General features: G+C 43.3%; 14 protein-coding genes. 9 read left to right on the forward strand and 5 right to left on the reverse strand.

Features of this window, described 5'->3' with window-relative positions; all coding sequences use genetic code 11:
- Window positions 1–88: 88 nt before the first annotated feature.
- Entirely contained in the window at window positions 89–1534 is a 1446-nt protein-coding gene (locus tag R7Z41_RS07030) for a PLP-dependent aminotransferase family protein (RefSeq protein ID WP_206970338.1), read from the forward strand.
- On the opposite strand, the gene yjeH is transcribed toward R7Z41_RS07030, so the two are convergent.
- The gene (yjeH, locus tag R7Z41_RS07035; RefSeq protein WP_225477481.1) at window positions 1535–2797 is read right to left on the reverse strand and encodes an L-methionine/branched-chain amino acid transporter; all 1263 of its coding nucleotides are present in this window, start codon (window positions 2795–2797) and stop codon (window positions 1535–1537) included. It lies immediately after the preceding gene.
- 327 nt (window positions 2798–3124) lie between these two features.
- On the opposite strand from yjeH, the gene R7Z41_RS07040 reads away from it, so the two are divergent.
- The 4 genes from R7Z41_RS07040 to R7Z41_RS07055 all read left to right on the forward strand — a co-directional run bounded on the left by R7Z41_RS07040 (window position 3125) and on the right by R7Z41_RS07055 (window position 5918).
- Window positions 3125–3580 (forward strand): Lrp/AsnC family transcriptional regulator, encoded by a 456-nt coding sequence (locus tag R7Z41_RS07040; protein WP_005373615.1) that lies wholly within the window; start codon window positions 3125–3127, stop codon window positions 3578–3580.
- A 40-nt stretch (window positions 3581–3620) separates the two neighbouring features.
- Window positions 3621–4535, forward strand: coding sequence for a LysR family transcriptional regulator (locus R7Z41_RS07045; RefSeq protein WP_005385616.1), 915 nt, complete (start codon window positions 3621–3623; stop codon window positions 4533–4535).
- A 109-nt stretch (window positions 4536–4644) separates the two neighbouring features.
- Entirely contained in the window at window positions 4645–5259 is a 615-nt protein-coding gene (locus R7Z41_RS07050) for a LysE family translocator (RefSeq protein WP_005373611.1), read from the forward strand.
- A gap of 329 nt (window positions 5260–5588) precedes the next feature.
- A complete protein-coding gene (locus R7Z41_RS07055; RefSeq protein WP_005373609.1) occupies window positions 5589–5918 on the forward strand; it encodes a hypothetical protein in 330 nt (109 codons plus the stop codon).
- 125 nt (window positions 5919–6043) lie between these two features.
- Here R7Z41_RS07055 and R7Z41_RS07060 read toward each other — a convergent pair whose 3' ends face one another.
- Both R7Z41_RS07060 and R7Z41_RS07065 read right to left on the reverse strand, forming a co-directional pair.
- On the reverse strand, window positions 6044–6265 hold the full coding sequence (locus R7Z41_RS07060) for a hypothetical protein (protein WP_005373607.1): 222 nt from the start codon (window positions 6263–6265) through the stop codon (window positions 6044–6046).
- Between the two features lie 240 nt (window positions 6266–6505).
- Window positions 6506–7939, reverse strand: a complete 1434-nt coding sequence (locus tag R7Z41_RS07065) for a glyceraldehyde-3-phosphate dehydrogenase (protein WP_025767937.1) — start codon at window positions 7937–7939, stop codon at window positions 6506–6508.
- Between the two features lie 615 nt (window positions 7940–8554).
- On the opposite strand from R7Z41_RS07065, the gene R7Z41_RS07070 reads away from it, so the two are divergent.
- Window positions 8555–11191, forward strand: a complete 2637-nt coding sequence (locus R7Z41_RS07070; protein ID WP_318136342.1) for an ATP-binding protein — start codon at window positions 8555–8557, stop codon at window positions 11189–11191.
- 74 nt (window positions 11192–11265) lie between these two features.
- Here the strand turns inward: R7Z41_RS07070 and R7Z41_RS07075 are convergent, their stop codons facing one another.
- Together R7Z41_RS07075 and R7Z41_RS07080 are read right to left on the reverse strand one after the other, a co-directional pair.
- Window positions 11266–12603 carry an MATE family efflux transporter gene (locus R7Z41_RS07075; protein ID WP_054574588.1) on the reverse strand — a complete coding sequence of 446 codons (1338 nt, stop codon included), beginning with the start codon at window positions 12601–12603 and terminating at the stop codon, window positions 11266–11268.
- A gap of 121 nt (window positions 12604–12724) precedes the next feature.
- Window positions 12725–13039, reverse strand: coding sequence for a DUF496 family protein (locus R7Z41_RS07080; protein WP_005373603.1), 315 nt, complete (start codon window positions 13037–13039; stop codon window positions 12725–12727).
- A 241-nt stretch (window positions 13040–13280) separates the two neighbouring features.
- Here R7Z41_RS07080 and R7Z41_RS07085 point away from each other — a divergent pair, with 241 nt between their 5' ends.
- The 3 genes from R7Z41_RS07085 (at window position 13281) to R7Z41_RS07095 (ending at window position 14614) form a co-directional block, all read left to right on the forward strand.
- Complete coding sequence (locus tag R7Z41_RS07085) at window positions 13281–13484, forward strand: hypothetical protein (protein ID WP_031777159.1); 204 nt, start codon at window positions 13281–13283, stop codon at window positions 13482–13484.
- A 165-nt stretch (window positions 13485–13649) separates the two neighbouring features.
- Window positions 13650–14300, forward strand: coding sequence for a YceH family protein (locus tag R7Z41_RS07090; protein WP_005373594.1), 651 nt, complete (start codon window positions 13650–13652; stop codon window positions 14298–14300).
- Window positions 14297–14614, forward strand: a complete 318-nt coding sequence (locus R7Z41_RS07095; RefSeq protein ID WP_053304534.1) for a GIY-YIG nuclease family protein — start codon at window positions 14297–14299, stop codon at window positions 14612–14614. The genes R7Z41_RS07090 and R7Z41_RS07095 overlap by 4 nt, the downstream gene beginning before the upstream one ends.
- The last annotated feature ends 77 nt before the right edge of the window (window positions 14615–14691 follow it).

A 14691-nucleotide genomic window follows, 5' to 3' on the forward strand; every position in this document is an offset into this window, starting at 1 on the left:
TTTGCTCACGATTACGAGCGATTGATCCTCATTCTTTGATTGCAATGTAGCGTTTAACTGGTAGCTTAAAGAGAGCCACTTTTAACTAATGGATGGATCCAGTTTGTCTTTGATTGATATCGGTGACCTGCATTTAAAAGACAGTGAAGGAACGCGTCAGCAAGCGTTGTTTTTTGCTATTCGCAAGAAAATTGTTCAAGGACTGTGGGTGAAGAATGGGAAGCTGCCTTCTACGCGGAAGCTTTCACAAGAGCTTAATCTAAGTAGGAATACCGTGATTTCTGCCTACGAACAGTTAGTGGCGGAAGGGTACTTGAACAGCCAAAAAGGTTCTGGTTTTTATGTTGCCGTAGAACTGCCAGAGCAGTACTTGCCTGAACCTAGTTCAGTTCAGAGAGACTCATCACCGAAAGCTCACTTTGATATCAACCGCGCATTTGCACCGGGTGTGCCGGATTTGGACGCATTTCCGATGGCGCAATGGCAAAAGTTACTCACTCGCCATATGTCTCGTACTTGCTTGTTGGGGAATCAAGATATTCAGGGTAGTTGGGCATTGCGCTGTGCTTTAGCTGACTACCTCGCATCAAGCCGTTCAGTGAATTGTTCTCCAGAGCGCATTATTATTACCTCTGGGGCGCAGCAAGCGTTGTCAATTGCGACGATGGTAGTGCTCAAACAAGGTGATAAGGTTCTGATGGAGCAACCAGGTTACGCGCAAATGCGGAAGTTGATTCAGTTCCAAAACTATCAATTTGAGCCTTTGTTCGTAAGAGAGAAATTAGGTTTTGATGTGGAAGCGGTGACCTCAAGCGATGCCGATGCGCTGTATATTACACCAAGTAATCAATATCCGATGGGCACCACACTCAATACCGAGCAAAGAGGAAAGATCATCAACTGGGCGGTCGAACAATCAAGTTGGATCATCGAGGACGATTATGACAGCGAATTTCAGTTTGCTCATCGTCCCTATACCAGTTTACAGGGGCTAGCAGCTCAAATGGGTCGAGATGATCGCGTGTTGTATGTGGGTTCCTTCAGTAAAGTGATGTTTAACGGATTGCGGCTTGGCTACCTTGTAGTTCCTGAACGTTTAGTAGAGCAATGCTTAGTGGTTAAGGATGCGTTAAGTGGTGATTCGCCGATGCATACACAAGAAGCATTGGCAGATTTTATTACTGAAGGTGGGTTATTACGTCATATTCGAAAAATGCGTCGACTGTACAAAACTAAGCATGAACAGATGCATTTATCCATTCAACTGCATTTTGGCGACCATGTTTGCGTCGTTAGCCAAGCGGCGGGGCTTCATATTACGTTGAAATGGCAAGACGGTATGGATGAGCTGCGTTTTACAAAACTAGCAGAGCATGAAGGGATCATCTTGCGACCTTTGAGCTATTATGAACACCCAGATTTTCAAGCACGTCACTGGCATGGTGCCGTGCTTGGTTACGGCAATATCGCGTTAGAGAACATAGACGCTGGTATCCAACGTTTAGCTCACATATTTCGAAATGGGAAGCGATGACTATTCAACTACACGTGTTTGTCGCTTATGTCGCCACTGTTTCCAAGGCAGTAAAAGTAGAGTAAAAATGCCAAGTGCATAAAACATTGACCAGCCTAAACATATAAAAACACCGGTACAAAGCAGTAGAGAAAGTCCCGCAAGCGCTTTACCAAATCCTCGAAGCAATTTAAAAGCGGCTAACATCGTCAACATGTAAACCAGAACGAATACACTGTTTGCGAGTTTTAGGAAAAACTCCAGATCGAGCTGTGATAGGGTTCCTATCACACAAGATATCAATAATATACCGCCAACTAATATGGTGGCTGAGAAAGGGACACCACGACGCGAAATCTTGGCTAGTGGACTAGAAGGACGATGTTCACGAGCTTGAGCCCAGACCATTCGCGCTAGGCTCTGTGTGTATAAGTTAACGCTCGCGAAACAAGCGGAGAAACCTATCAAGCTGATTATCCATTTGGCTCCATCGCCTAGTAGTTGGGCACTAAGCCAGGGGATGGATGCGTTATCAAATTGAGCGTTACCATACGCGCCAAATTTTAAAATAACGACAGAGCATGCCCAATAGGTAGCCCCTGCTACAAAACAACCGACCACAATGGCAATAGGGAAATCTCTTTGAGGGTTTTTGAACTCTTCCCCCATGTGGGCAAAAGCCTCTATGCCAACAAAACACCAGAACATCACGCCTAACGCTGCGGTAATAGGCCAAATTGACTCTTGTGTGATGGCGGGCATCACAAGATCGGCACTGTTAACGTCGCCTTTCCATAAAAATGCGCCAACAAGTGCGAAGACACTTAAAGCAATAAGAGTTTGTAAATGACCTGATGATTTTGTGCCCATCAAGTTGACGAACACAAGAAGTACTACCGTGAGAACTTGTGCAAACAGATTGTTGCTAATAGGCTCTGGCAATATTTGTTGTAGGAAGCCTGCGGCGAGTGCAATCGCGGCCGGAACCCCTACCGGAATGACACTAACAAATAGCCAAGCGACACTACTTTCCAGTTTGGCGTTAAAGGCTTTGCGTACAAAAAAGGCTGTTCCGCCCGCGTTGGGGTATCGTTTACCCAGTTGAGCAAAAGTCAGCGCAATAGGACAAATCGCGATGAACAATAAAATCCAAGCCCATAGTGAAAAATGGCCAGCTATACCTGCTGCGATAGCCGGGATCATAAACAGCCCAGTTCCCATTAATGTGGTGGATAACTGTGCGATACCTGATGTGAGTGAAATGTCTTTTTTGAGCTCTTCCATGCGAATTGATTCATCCAATGTTATGAGGCTTATTACGAAAAAGCTTGTGGCTTCTGGTTATTTCGTTTTATGTGTTTAAGCGATGCTATTTATGTGCTGAGTACTTAAGTTGGGAATTTGATTTCAATGTGTTATCTATTTTCTGTTGAAATGGATAACAGCACTCATCTCATGCCCGCCAAATAGCATATCCAAAATGTTAATCACAAAATGATTTACTAAACCGTCAATATGACGGTTGTTTTAAATAATTCCAACAAAATGTTGGTTTCTTATGCAGTTAGAATCGGTATAGAATGAGAAAAATAAGGAAAGCTTGGTAACGGTATGGACAAGTTTGATCATAAGATTGTGGATCTGCTCAGGCACAACGCTCGGCTGTCGGTGACTGAAATTGCGGATAAAGTAAACCTTTCTCGTTCTGCGGTAACGGCCCGTATTCGCAAGCTAGAGCATGACAAAGTGATTCTAGGGTATCACGCTGAAATTGCGCCTTCGGGTGGGGATTCGATTTGCGCCTATTTTGCCTTAAAGTTCGATAAATCAACCTCTACGTATTATTGCGAATCATACGCGGACGAATTATACAAAATTGATGGCGTAAAATGGTGTCATGCGATCAGCGGTGAGACGGACATGATGGTTTTTGTCGAAGTGCCTACGATGGCTCGCTTGAATGAAATCAGAGATCAAATTCAACGATATCCAGAGCTTCGAAACCTGATGACTCATACCGTCTTAGCTGAATTCTTTAACACGACTGGGAACCTGTTTGTGAAGTGACCATGAATGGATGCCATGTTGAAAACCCTTCTGAGCGAATATGTTAAACAACATTAATTTGAATCTACTTAGATCCTTGCATGTACTTTTAGAGGAGTGTCATGTCAGCCGGACCGCAGAACGTTTGCACATTACGCAGTCTGCCGTCAGTCGACAGCTTGCACAATTGCGCGATCTGTGTGGTGACCCACTGCTTATTCGTCAAGGTAATCAACTGATACCAACGCCACGAGCAATAGCGTTAAAATCAAAGCTTGATGCATTATTGGCTGAGTTTGACCATTTACTCGATGACCAACCTTTTGAGCCGCGGCAGTGGCAAGGTGAGCTTGTTATTGCTTCTAGTGACTACGTGGCGCAATACGTATTGCCCGATATTGCCTCTCACTTGGGTGAACAAGCGCCACAGCTAGATATGGCGTACCGACTGTGGCAACCCAACTTTCTTGATAAACTTCATGAGACGGGCATCCATATCGCGTCTTCTATGTATCCAGAAAAACCACAGAGTGTGTCGAGCGTTAAAATTGGTGAGGATTCATCAGTTTGTTTGATGAAATCTTCTCATCCGTTAGCAAAGCAGGACCAGATCAGTATTGAAGACTTGATTTCATATTCACACATCAAAGTGACTGGCGGCGGAGACAAAGATTCCTACACTGATTTAGCATTGAAAGAGCTAGGGCACACCCGCCACGTTACCTTTAAGGTTCCATTCTTCTCTGCTGCGATCAATCGCTTAGTTGCAAGTGAGCACCTGATGGTGGCTCCTGAACATATTGCCGTTAACCTCGCTAAGCATTGGGACTTAACCCATAAAGCATTACCACTCGAAACACCTATTCATCAATATTGGTTAATGTGGCACCCCAAATACGACACGGATCCTGCGCATAAATGGGTGCGAGAAGAGATTCGCTCAGTAATGCAAATCTCTGAATATTCCATTCGCTAATACGTACACCGTTTAGCCATGACTTGAAGTCATGATTAGTATGAATAACTTTGATTTCTAATTATACCTCTTCCGTTGATAGAGTGAGCGTCAAAGAGGGGAGATTCTTATGACACTAACAGTTTGGTTATCACTTTTTACCGTGTGTTTATTAGGGGCTATGTCACCAGGTCCCAGTTTAGCTATTGTCGCTAAGCACTCGTTGGCTGGTGGACGTATCAATGGATTAGCTACGGCTTGGGCTCATGCGTTTGGCATTGGTATATATGCGTTTATTACCTTGATTGGTCTCGCTGTTGTTTTGCAGCAAAGCCCGATGCTGTTCAAGACGATTAGCCTTGTGGGTGCGGCATATCTTGCGTATTTAGGGTTTAATGCTTTGCGTTCAAAAGGTGGTGTGGCTGCGAAGTTGGAGTCAGGTGAGGAGACAACGGTAATCCAGTCTGCGCGAGAAGGCTTTTTTATCTCGATTTTAAGTCCCAAAATTGCTTTGTTTTTTATCGCATTATTCAGTCAGTTTGTCGCGCTCGGTAATGATTTGAGTAATCAGATGATCATTGTTGCCACGCCGTTTGTTGTGGATGGGCTTTGGTACACCTTTATTACCCTAGTGCTATCGAGCTCTAAAGTCGTTGACAGAATTCGCTCTAAGGCAGTGTTGATTGATCGTTTGTCAGGGGTAGTACTCATGCTGCTGGCTCTTAGAGTGGTCGTAACGGTATAGACAAGCTCGCAAGACAGAAATACTAAAAGCAGCCCGTGTGGCTGCTTTTTTGTCTACTCTCAGTAAACCTTACACAATTTACGTAACTCTGACGCTAAACGTTGCTAAAATTAATATTATCAATAGTGTTACTTTGGTTCATATTCTCATTTGCTGTGAAAGCTACTTTCCAACGCATTGTTATAATGAGAACGATAGCCACTTAACGTTAATACTAACAGTGTCGCATATTAAGTCGAGAGTGCTTTATTGGATAAAAACGGACTTTCCTCTTACTTACCCTATGAAAGGGGTAGAGACTCCATGACCGTTTAGAAGGTGAGAGCAATATGCAAAGAATAGTAGATTTAGCTCCAGTAGTAATTTTGACCAGTGTTTGCAGCGTTGCTTGGATATTCTTTTCAACAAAGAGCATTTGGGTGTTTTTTGAACTGTTTGTATTTACGATGCTTGGCTTTGGCCTTTTGTACGGGTTACTACAAAAGGCTGATCCTAAACACTTTGACTTTGTTTTAAACCACATCGATGAAATTAAGAAGGAAGGCAAAGATGCTTGCCTAAGCGGCGCTCCGAAAGAATCCAACCCATACTCTGGTGTCGATGGTGATTTATGGGAGGCTGGTTACACAGCCTCCTACAACAAAAAGATAAAGCAATAAACCGCTAGGTGCTTATTCAATATTGTGCTTTTCAAAAAAGCACCCTGCCATTTTAAGGACAGGGTGAAAGCAAGAAGTTTCTCAGGAGCGGTTGGGGGAGAGAAACTCATCTAAATCTTATTTACTTACCGGCGAACCTCTTCAAATTCACCTTCAATCGCATCTGCTTTACCTGTATTAAACTCATACTCTTCGTGCATTTCTCTCTGCATTTTCTTGACGCGCTTTTCAATACGTTTACCGGTAATTAATGCTGCGATGGTCAACGGAATCGCAATGATCAAGCTAAATACTAACGTAAAAAAGCCGGTAATCAGTGCTAGTGCAGTTACAATAATCCGATTCATAATCATGACCTCTCTGTAATTTATGTGCTCAGATTAATGCTGTGAACATGAACAAAACATGAATGCTGACGTTCACTTTGTCCGGAGAGTGTCAAATGAATGAAACGAAAAAACGCCTGAGGGTGATCAGGCGTATAAACGGGGAAAAATATTAGTAATGCGCATGGCGCTTATTATTTAGAACAAATATGAGATATTGTCCGCTACGCTATGTGGTTAACGTTGTGGAGCAAAGTTCACCTATCGAGGGAATGTTTGGTAACGAACACCCATCATTTGTTCCATACAGTGCACAACTTGGCAGCTGTAACCGAATTCGTTGTCGTACCAGATGTAAAGTACACAACGCTTGTCTTGTGCGATAGTCGCTTGACCATCTACGACGCCTGCATGACGAGAACCAACTAAGTCAGTTGATACAATTTCTGTTGAATCGGTGTAGTCAATCTGTGCCGAAAGCTCAGAGTTCAACGCCATTTCACGCAAGTAATCGTTCAGTGAATCACGGTCTACGTCTTCACCTAAGTTTAGATTAGCGACTGCCATAGAAACGTTTGGTGTCGGTACGCGAATCGCGTTGCCTGTTAGCTTGCCTGCAAGCTCTGGCAATGCTTTAGCAACTGCTTTTGCCGCACCTGTTGAAGTCAGAACCATGTTTAGTGAAGCACTACGTCCGCGACGGTCACCAGAGTGGAAGTTGTCGATCAAATTTTGGTCGTTTGTGTATGAGTGCACGGTTTCAATATGGCCAGAAAGAACACCATATTTATCGTTCAGAGCCTTAAGGACTGGCGTGATTGCATTTGTTGTACAGCTTGCCGCAGAGATGATGGTGTCATCTTCTTTAATTACCGACTCATTTACACCGAATACAACGTTTTTGATGTCACCTTTACCTGGTGCTGTTAGCAGTACTTTCTCTGCGCCTTTACACGCTAAGTGTTGGCTCAGGCCTTCAGAATCACGCCAAACACCTGTGTTATCAACAACTAGCGCGTTATTGATACCGAAAGCTGAGTAATCCACTTCGCTTGGGTTATTTGCGTAGATGATTTGGATGTAGTTGCCGTTAACGATCAGTGCTTTACGCTCTTCATCGATAACAATGCTACCGTTGAACTGACCGTGAACTGAGTCACGACGCAGCAAGCTAGCACGCTTTTCCAAATCGCCTTTTTTACCGCCACGAACTACAATCGCACGTAGTCTTAGTGGGTAACCTGGACCACTTTTCTCAATGAGAAGGCGAGTAAGTAGTCGACCAATGCGACCGAACCCGTAAAGAACCACATCACGCGCTTTCAATGAAGAATCTGCGTCGCGAGCGCCATCAAGTGCAGTGATAAGGAAATCGTTTAGAGAGCTTGTATCGTCATGTTCATTCCAGTACATAGTTGCCAATTGGCCAACATCGACACGGCATGAAGAAATGCTCATTTCACAAAGCGCTTGAATAATAGGCATCGTGTGCTCAAGCGAAAGTGGGTTACCGGTATAACGTCTTGCAACGCGATGAGTTTTGAGAATGTCTATAGTAGTAGCATTAATAAGCGTTTTACCAAACAGAACCACTTCGATTCCTTTTTGACGATATAGCTTACCAATTAGAGGGGAAATAGATTCAGCAATCGTTTGGCTAGTTTGCCAGTCTTGGAGATATTTCTCTGGACTCATTGTTGTATTAGACCTTTCACGTTTTGGGGGCTAACCATACTCTCTGCTGTTGCCTCTTCGGCAGCGTGCAAGAGTGTGGTGGGTTATGTAATCGGGTTGTAATAGTTATGTGTGCGGATTCTAAGGTCGGAGTCCTTATTCTGCTAGGAAAATTAAATCCAGTGTAAAACACTACTTAAGGGGACGTTAGTGGTGGATTAATGTGACTAAAGCAGTGGTTTTCACGTATTGACATTTAGAAAGTAACTTACTTTTTTTGCGATGATAACGTTTGCTTTCAAATTAGTTTTGTTGACAAAAATGGATATTTTGCATTTTTGTGTGATTTGACTCGACAAGGCAACTCAATAGGTAAACATACAATAGATGATTTCCTGAAAAGTGATGCGACTCTTAGTTGTGAGTGAAACTTTATTGTTTGCATCCAACTTTAAGATCAAAAAATATGACTTAAATCACAATTTTTACTGCATTAGCCGATGATAAAACACTCACAATAACCATAGTCTAGGTAGGTGAATGTTGTTTGAAAGTAACAATGTCGTATATGCCTTTCAATGCAAGAAACTAGTCTAATATTAAATAAACGGATGAAATCAACCATTAGGCTGATGGATGTTGAGATTATCAATAAAAACACGCTTAGCACTCCTCGCACTATTACCCGCTGTGGTAATAGTGGTATTTGCAGTTCAGCAGTTTTCTGATAATGCGTTGCGCGTGAGCCGTCTCAATCAAACGGTTAGCAATATTCAAGGTTTCCAATTGATATCCAAGGCCTCCCACTTTATTTACTCCATAGAGAAAGTACGCCGACAGCCTGATCTTCAAGTCTCTGCAGCCATTAATATTGAAGAGCAAGGTGAAGTTATTTCTTCTTTGCATCAAAAGTTTGTGAGTAACCCTAATACTGCTGAGTATGCTGATGAACTGAAAGAAGCCATGCTGGGGGTATTGTCAGGTAGATTGAGTGAGATGGACGACCTGGGTGATTGGGCATTTCAACAGCTCCAAAATATGTCGCGCTCTTTGTTGCAAAATCATCAATGGTATGGCAGTGACGATGGCATTCGCATGCAAAATTTTATTGCCTACTTTGCTCAGCTCTCTTTTTGGACACAGAAAGAAGCTTGGCTGACGAACCGTTTAGTCCAAGACCCTAAGAGTTGGCTAAGTCAAAGTATGTTTTATCAGGCGGTTGACCGACAGCAGCAAAATTTGGATGCGTTTTTAAACTTAGGTGGGTCATACGAGCAAGTGGATAAATTGCTTGGCTTGTTTACTTCGCCGAGATATCAGAGAAACTTGGCGTCTCGTGGACAATTAATGTCAGGAGACATGTCACAAAGTGACTACGCCGTGTATTTAAAAGAACTCGATTTTCGTGTGCAGCGCTTACAAGTGCTCATTGATGGGTTCACCAAACAAACTGAGCAGTCGCTTCTCACGCAGGTTCATGAACAAAAGGCCAATATAGCGATGATCAGTTTTGGCGTCGCCTTAGTGGTTATCCTGCTTTGTTGGCTCGGATTTAGTACTTGGTTCCGAGTTAACAGCAAACTCGATGCGATCATTCATACTTTAAACGCGTTGATCAACTCCGAAGAGAAGCAAACAAAAGTCAAAGTTGATGGAAGTGATGAACTGACCATTTTTGCTCAGCAAGTGAATCGAGTGGTTGAAGAAATGCAGAGACAAACTGAAGAAATACTGCATGCAAAAGAGTCAGCAGTATCGGCTAATCGTGCAAAATCTGTGTTTCTTGCCAACATGTCACATGAAATACGCACGCCCCTTAACGGGATCATGGGCATGACAGAAATACTCTCTCAAAGTGAGTTGTCTTCGCATCAACAAGAAGTTGTTGATGACATTGACTCCTCATCTCAAACACTGCTCACTTTACTTAACGATATATTGGATCTCTCTAAAATCGAGTCTGGACGATTGGAGCTGTCACTAGTAGAAGCGGATATCCGAGAAGTCGTGTATCAGTCGATGATTTTATTCCAATCCAAAGCAACATCTAAACAGCTAAAGTTAGGTATTAATTTAGCTGAAAATATCCCCATTCGCGTGATGGTCGATGATCATCGTGTCAAACAGGTAGTTACGAATCTGGTATCGAATGCGGTTAAGTTTACCGAAAGTGGGCATGTATGCGTTGATGTTAGTTATGAGGAGTTACTTGAGAAAGAACGTGGAGTGCTGACGTTTAAAGTAGAAGATACCGGAATAGGCATTGATCAAGATAAGTTAACCACGATTTTTGAACCCTTTACTCAGGAAGATGAAGGAGTGTCGAGGCAATTTGGCGGCACAGGGTTGGGTTTGGCAATTTGTTGTCAGCTTGTGTCGATGATGGGGGGCAAGCTCGTAGCAACATCTACAAAAGGAGTGGGCACATGCTTTGAATTCTCGATTGAGGTTGAAGCAATTCCGGTGTTTGGCTGGCGTTCGGAGATGATTAATAAAGGGCTTTTGATCTGCTCAAATTACGACTACGCCGACCAAGTATTAAAAGAGTGTCGCTTAGCGAAAATCAATCTCTTTGGTGTTAATAATGTGAATGAAGTGCAAGCGATAAATGATGACTTTGATGTCATATTTCTGTGCCACAGTAACGACGCTAATACCGATGAAATCTTGGATAATCTATCATTTAATTACGATCTTCGCCGTGTGATTATTTGCCAGCATCATTTATCCACTCCCTACGAAAATGCAGAAAAAGTACATGCCGTACTCACATTACCTTTCCTTGGCAATCGATTTAAGCATGTCATTGATGATTTAGCTAAGGTTGAAAAGACTATATCAAGTGACAATGTCACCAATAATGTTGTCAGCTCTGAATATCGAGCGTCGCGCTCTCATCGGAGGATCTTAATTGCGGAGGATAATTTGATGAACCAGAAAATAGCGAGTTTTTTTCTGGATAAAGCAGGTTGTGACTATTTGATAACAAGCAACGGTCAAGAAGCGTTAGAAGCCATCACAAAGGGAGAAGAATTCGATGCAATTTTAATGGACTGCATGATGCCCGTGATGGATGGACTGACCGCGACGAAAGAAATTCGTCGTTGGGAAAAGAAAGCAGGACGTGAAAAAACGATGATTATCGCACTCACTGCGAGTGTTTTGGAAGAAGACATCCACAACTGTTTTGCGGCAGGCATGGATGCTTATTTACCTAAGCCGTATAAATCGAACCAGTTATTTGAGCTCTTTAGTGAATTAAAACTCGCCTAGCTAACATTTCAACTTAGACAAGGTGTCAAAACGATTAAGCCCCATTTCAGGGGCTTAGTTCTGATTATTCATCGTTACGCGTTGGCTTGAGCGCCTGCGAGTTTGCGTATGGTTTGGCGATAGGTTAGGTATGCGGAAACACCAGCTAACAGGTTGCCGATACAAGCGCCTAAGAGTAAACCTCGGATTCCATCCATTTGAGCGCCAACCCACAAGCACGGTAGGAAAAAGACAAACAAGCGCAGCGCTGAAATAGTGAGCGCGGTGTAAGATTTGCCTAATGCATTACAAAGAGAAACCATTAGCATACAAACCCCTAACGAACCCAAACTGATCGGCACTATCAGTAAATGCATTTCCAAGACTTGCTCCACTTGCACATCACTTGTCATCAATAATGCGAGTGGGTTTGCGACGGCAAATGTAATGGCAGCAATCAAAAGTTGGAAACCTAGAATGAATTTTACGGCAATACTGACGAGCCTTTGGATATCTTCATAGTTCTTTGCTCCAAGTAAGCGTCCAACCATTGGAGGCATAGACATTGTCAGCGCCAAGACCGAAACGATAGCAAAGAACTCATAGCGTGAACCAAGTGCCCAAGCGGCGACTGCTGCGGTTCCAAAGCTTGCCAATAATTTTGTTGCTAGCATGGAAGACAACGGTGGCAGCAGTTGGCTAATCATCGCGGGGCCCATAATGTTACCGATAGATGCAACACTTTTGGCTACGTTAAGATCTTGCCATTGTGTCGTTGCCCAGTGATTCTTTTTCACGCGAGGAGCGACGACTAAAATACCAAACCCAAAAGCGACGATGGTTGCTATTGCCGCTCCGTTAATACCCAAGTCAAACGTGAAAATAAATAGCGGGTCGAGCACAAGGTTCACGCCGCTGGTTATCATCATCATTGTGCCAGGTAACATTGTATTGCCATTAGCTCGGCAGATACTGTAATAAAAATACAAAACCGCACCAGTCCATGAGCTTAATAACCACCAAGGCCAGTAACTGTCGATTATCGGCATAACAGATTCTGGAGCGCTTAATAGAGCTAAAATGGGGTAGCGCAAAAGCCAAATTAGCCCGCCAAAAATAGCGACACCAATTGAGCCGATCATCAATACCAATCCGCCAAGTTGTTTGGCATACTGGCTTTCATTCGCCCCAAGAGCTTTAGAAATGACCGCTGTCGTTGCGATCCCTAGACCGACTTGAATGCCGATAATGACCATTTGCAAAGGCAGAGTGAAACCTTGAGCGGCTAACGGTAAAACGCCGAGCTGACCGATAAACGCGCTATCCACAAGCTGAAAGCTCATTAAAGACAGAACGCCAAAAAGCATTGGCCAGGTCATCGTAAATAATTGTTTTGCAAGCGTTGGTTGTGTACTTGTCGTAGTTGAAGACATAGAAAGCTGAATGCGTTAGGAATAAGAGTTAGATTGATTGTACACGGCGGTTAGTTTAGAGACAAAAATAAACCCCGAGGAAGATATTCTTGCTCGGGGTTCGAAAATCTAGCTCACGCGTTTATTTTTTGCCGCTAGTTTGCTTGTCTTCTTCAGTCAGCTCACGAATGCGACGGCTGATGTCACGACGTGCTTTAGAGATCTCAGCGCTTTTAATGATGTGGTCATCAACACGATCTTCATAGTCTGCTTTCATATTTTTGATGATTGCGACGATTTCATCGTGAGTCATTTCTGGTTTGATGTAGTCTAGAAGGTTTTCTAGAAGATCAACACGTTTGCGGTTATCACGAACTTTCTTCTCGTTATCAAGAAGCTCACGTTTTAGTTTGTTTTTACGACGAGCTTGGTTAACGATTTCAAATACGCTACTCATAGTTCTCTTTCCTAATTTTATGAATATCTTCCTCGATTAAAGCACAACATCCAGTGGCATAACAGTCTTTAGATCAATAGCAATGCAGAGTTGAACATTTCTCAACCAATTGCGCTGTGTCCATATAATCGTGCTGCTTTCTTCGAGTTTTGGCCAACAACGTAGAATCCATCGATTCATTGTCATAACGTGGCCTTCACTATATTATCAACACCATTGAATGCAAAATGATGAACTTGATATGGACTCTGGTAACACTGCGGAGCAAGTAAATAGTCAAGATAATGAGCAAGTCACTCGCTCTGTGGCTGAAAAGTTAAAAACGGCGTATATCAACGCTCGTGAGCAACTCGAAATCATCGAAGTTGAGCTTAATCGTTCAAAAATAATGATGGTCGACCAAGATGGCAATTTGACGAGAGTGCCGATTCTCTCGGAGCATTGATACCTGACCCTATTCGTAAGGGGTGTCAGGTCTTACGCTATGCTTTAGCCTGACACCAACACCTGAACCGCTAACGCTTCTTGCACTGCTGTGTGAATTTATGGCGTATGATTTCGAAGCGATTTAGGTACAAAGTCAAATGCAAAAATAATAAGGAAATGCATTATGAAAGTTGAGCTAACGGCAATTGAAGCACGAGTTATTGGTTGCTTGATCGAAAAAGAAGTCACTACCCCAGATCTTTACCCCCTCAGCCTGAACGCATTAACCAACGCGTGTAATCAAAAAAGCAACCGTGATCCCGTGATGTCACTCTCTGAGTCAGACGTTCTCGATGCCGTTGATGCTCTTATTGAGCGCAGGCTCGTCAGTGACGAAAGTGCGTTCAACAGCCGCGTCAGCAAGTATCAACACCGTTTCTGTAATACGGAATTTGGTGATTTAAAGCTGACAGAGCAGGAGAAGGGCATTGTATGCTGTATGCTTTTGCGCGGTGCTCAAACACCTGGGGAAATTCGTACTCGTACTAATCGTCTCGCGACATTTCATGATGTAAAAGAAGTGGAAACGGTCCTTGAGCATTTAGCAAGCGAAGAGAAAGGACCATTAGTGGTCAAATTACCACGTGAGGCTGGTAAGCGGGAGTCGCGTTATATGCATTTGTTCTGTGGTGATGTTGATGCGTCCGAACTTGCAGCGCCTGTGTCTGCTGCAAGCTCGAGCTCCGATCGAGTAAGTCAGCTAGAGCTCGAAGTCGCTCAGCTGAAAGAAGAGCTGGATGAATTAAAAGCTAAGGTTGAGTCACTGCTTTCATGATGGAAAATACAACGCAGCGTTGGAGTGTCTACCTGATACGAAATAACCGCAACGCGTTGTATTGTGGTGTTACCAATGATGTTGAACGAAGATTCAATCAGCACCAAACCGGAAAAGGAGCGAAAGCTTTGAAGGGAAAAGGCCCTTTGGTATTGGAATGGTCATCGGATTTTGAGTCAAAGACGCTTGCCATGCGAGCAGAGTACTATATTAAGCAACTAACTAAAGCGAAAAAAGAGCTGCTCGTTATGTCAAAAGCAAATATTGTCGTCGACGAACATCAACAAATGATGTTAGAGATAGTGGCACTCTGATAAGCCCTTGCTACGCAAAGATACACGGAAACCGCCTATGTCACATTGGCGGTTTCTTTTTGTTTTTGGAGTACCAT

The sequence above is a fragment of the Vibrio sp. 1457 genome (genome assembly GCF_033340195.1).
Classification (GTDB): Bacteria; Pseudomonadota; Gammaproteobacteria; order Enterobacterales; family Vibrionaceae; genus Vibrio; species Vibrio alginolyticus.

Bases quoted from the DNA above. Each gene is read 5' to 3' on its own strand.
- R7Z41_RS07080 (WP_005373603.1), bottom strand. From the start codon at position 13,039: ATGAGTAGCGTATTTGAAATCGTTAACCAAGCTCGTCGTAAAAACAAA.
- R7Z41_RS07085 (WP_031777159.1), top strand. From the start codon at position 13,281: ATGGACTCTGGTAACACTGCGGAGCAAGTAAATAGTCAAGATAATGAG.
- R7Z41_RS07090 (WP_005373594.1), top strand. From the start codon at position 13,650: ATGAAAGTTGAGCTAACGGCAATTGAAGCACGAGTTATTGGTTGCTTG.
- R7Z41_RS07070 (WP_318136342.1), top strand. From the start codon at position 8,555: ATGTTGAGATTATCAATAAAAACACGCTTAGCACTCCTCGCACTATTA.
- R7Z41_RS07065 (WP_025767937.1), bottom strand. From the start codon at position 7,939: ATGAGTCCAGAGAAATATCTCCAAGACTGGCAAACTAGCCAAACGATT.
- R7Z41_RS07050 (WP_005373611.1), top strand. From the start codon at position 4,645: ATGACACTAACAGTTTGGTTATCACTTTTTACCGTGTGTTTATTAGGG.
- R7Z41_RS07040 (WP_005373615.1), top strand. From the start codon at position 3,125: ATGGACAAGTTTGATCATAAGATTGTGGATCTGCTCAGGCACAACGCT.
- R7Z41_RS07075 (WP_054574588.1), bottom strand. From the start codon at position 12,603: ATGTCTTCAACTACGACAAGTACACAACCAACGCTTGCAAAACAATTA.
- R7Z41_RS07060 (WP_005373607.1), bottom strand. From the start codon at position 6,265: ATGAATCGGATTATTGTAACTGCACTAGCACTGATTACCGGCTTTTTT.
- R7Z41_RS07030 (WP_206970338.1), top strand. From the start codon at position 89: ATGGATGGATCCAGTTTGTCTTTGATTGATATCGGTGACCTGCATTTA.
- yjeH (WP_225477481.1), bottom strand. From the start codon at position 2,797: ATGGAAGAGCTCAAAAAAGACATTTCACTCACATCAGGTATCGCACAG.
- R7Z41_RS07045 (WP_005385616.1), top strand. From the start codon at position 3,621: ATGTTAAACAACATTAATTTGAATCTACTTAGATCCTTGCATGTACTT.
- R7Z41_RS07055 (WP_005373609.1), top strand. From the start codon at position 5,589: ATGCAAAGAATAGTAGATTTAGCTCCAGTAGTAATTTTGACCAGTGTT.
- R7Z41_RS07095 (WP_053304534.1), top strand. From the start codon at position 14,297: ATGATGGAAAATACAACGCAGCGTTGGAGTGTCTACCTGATACGAAAT.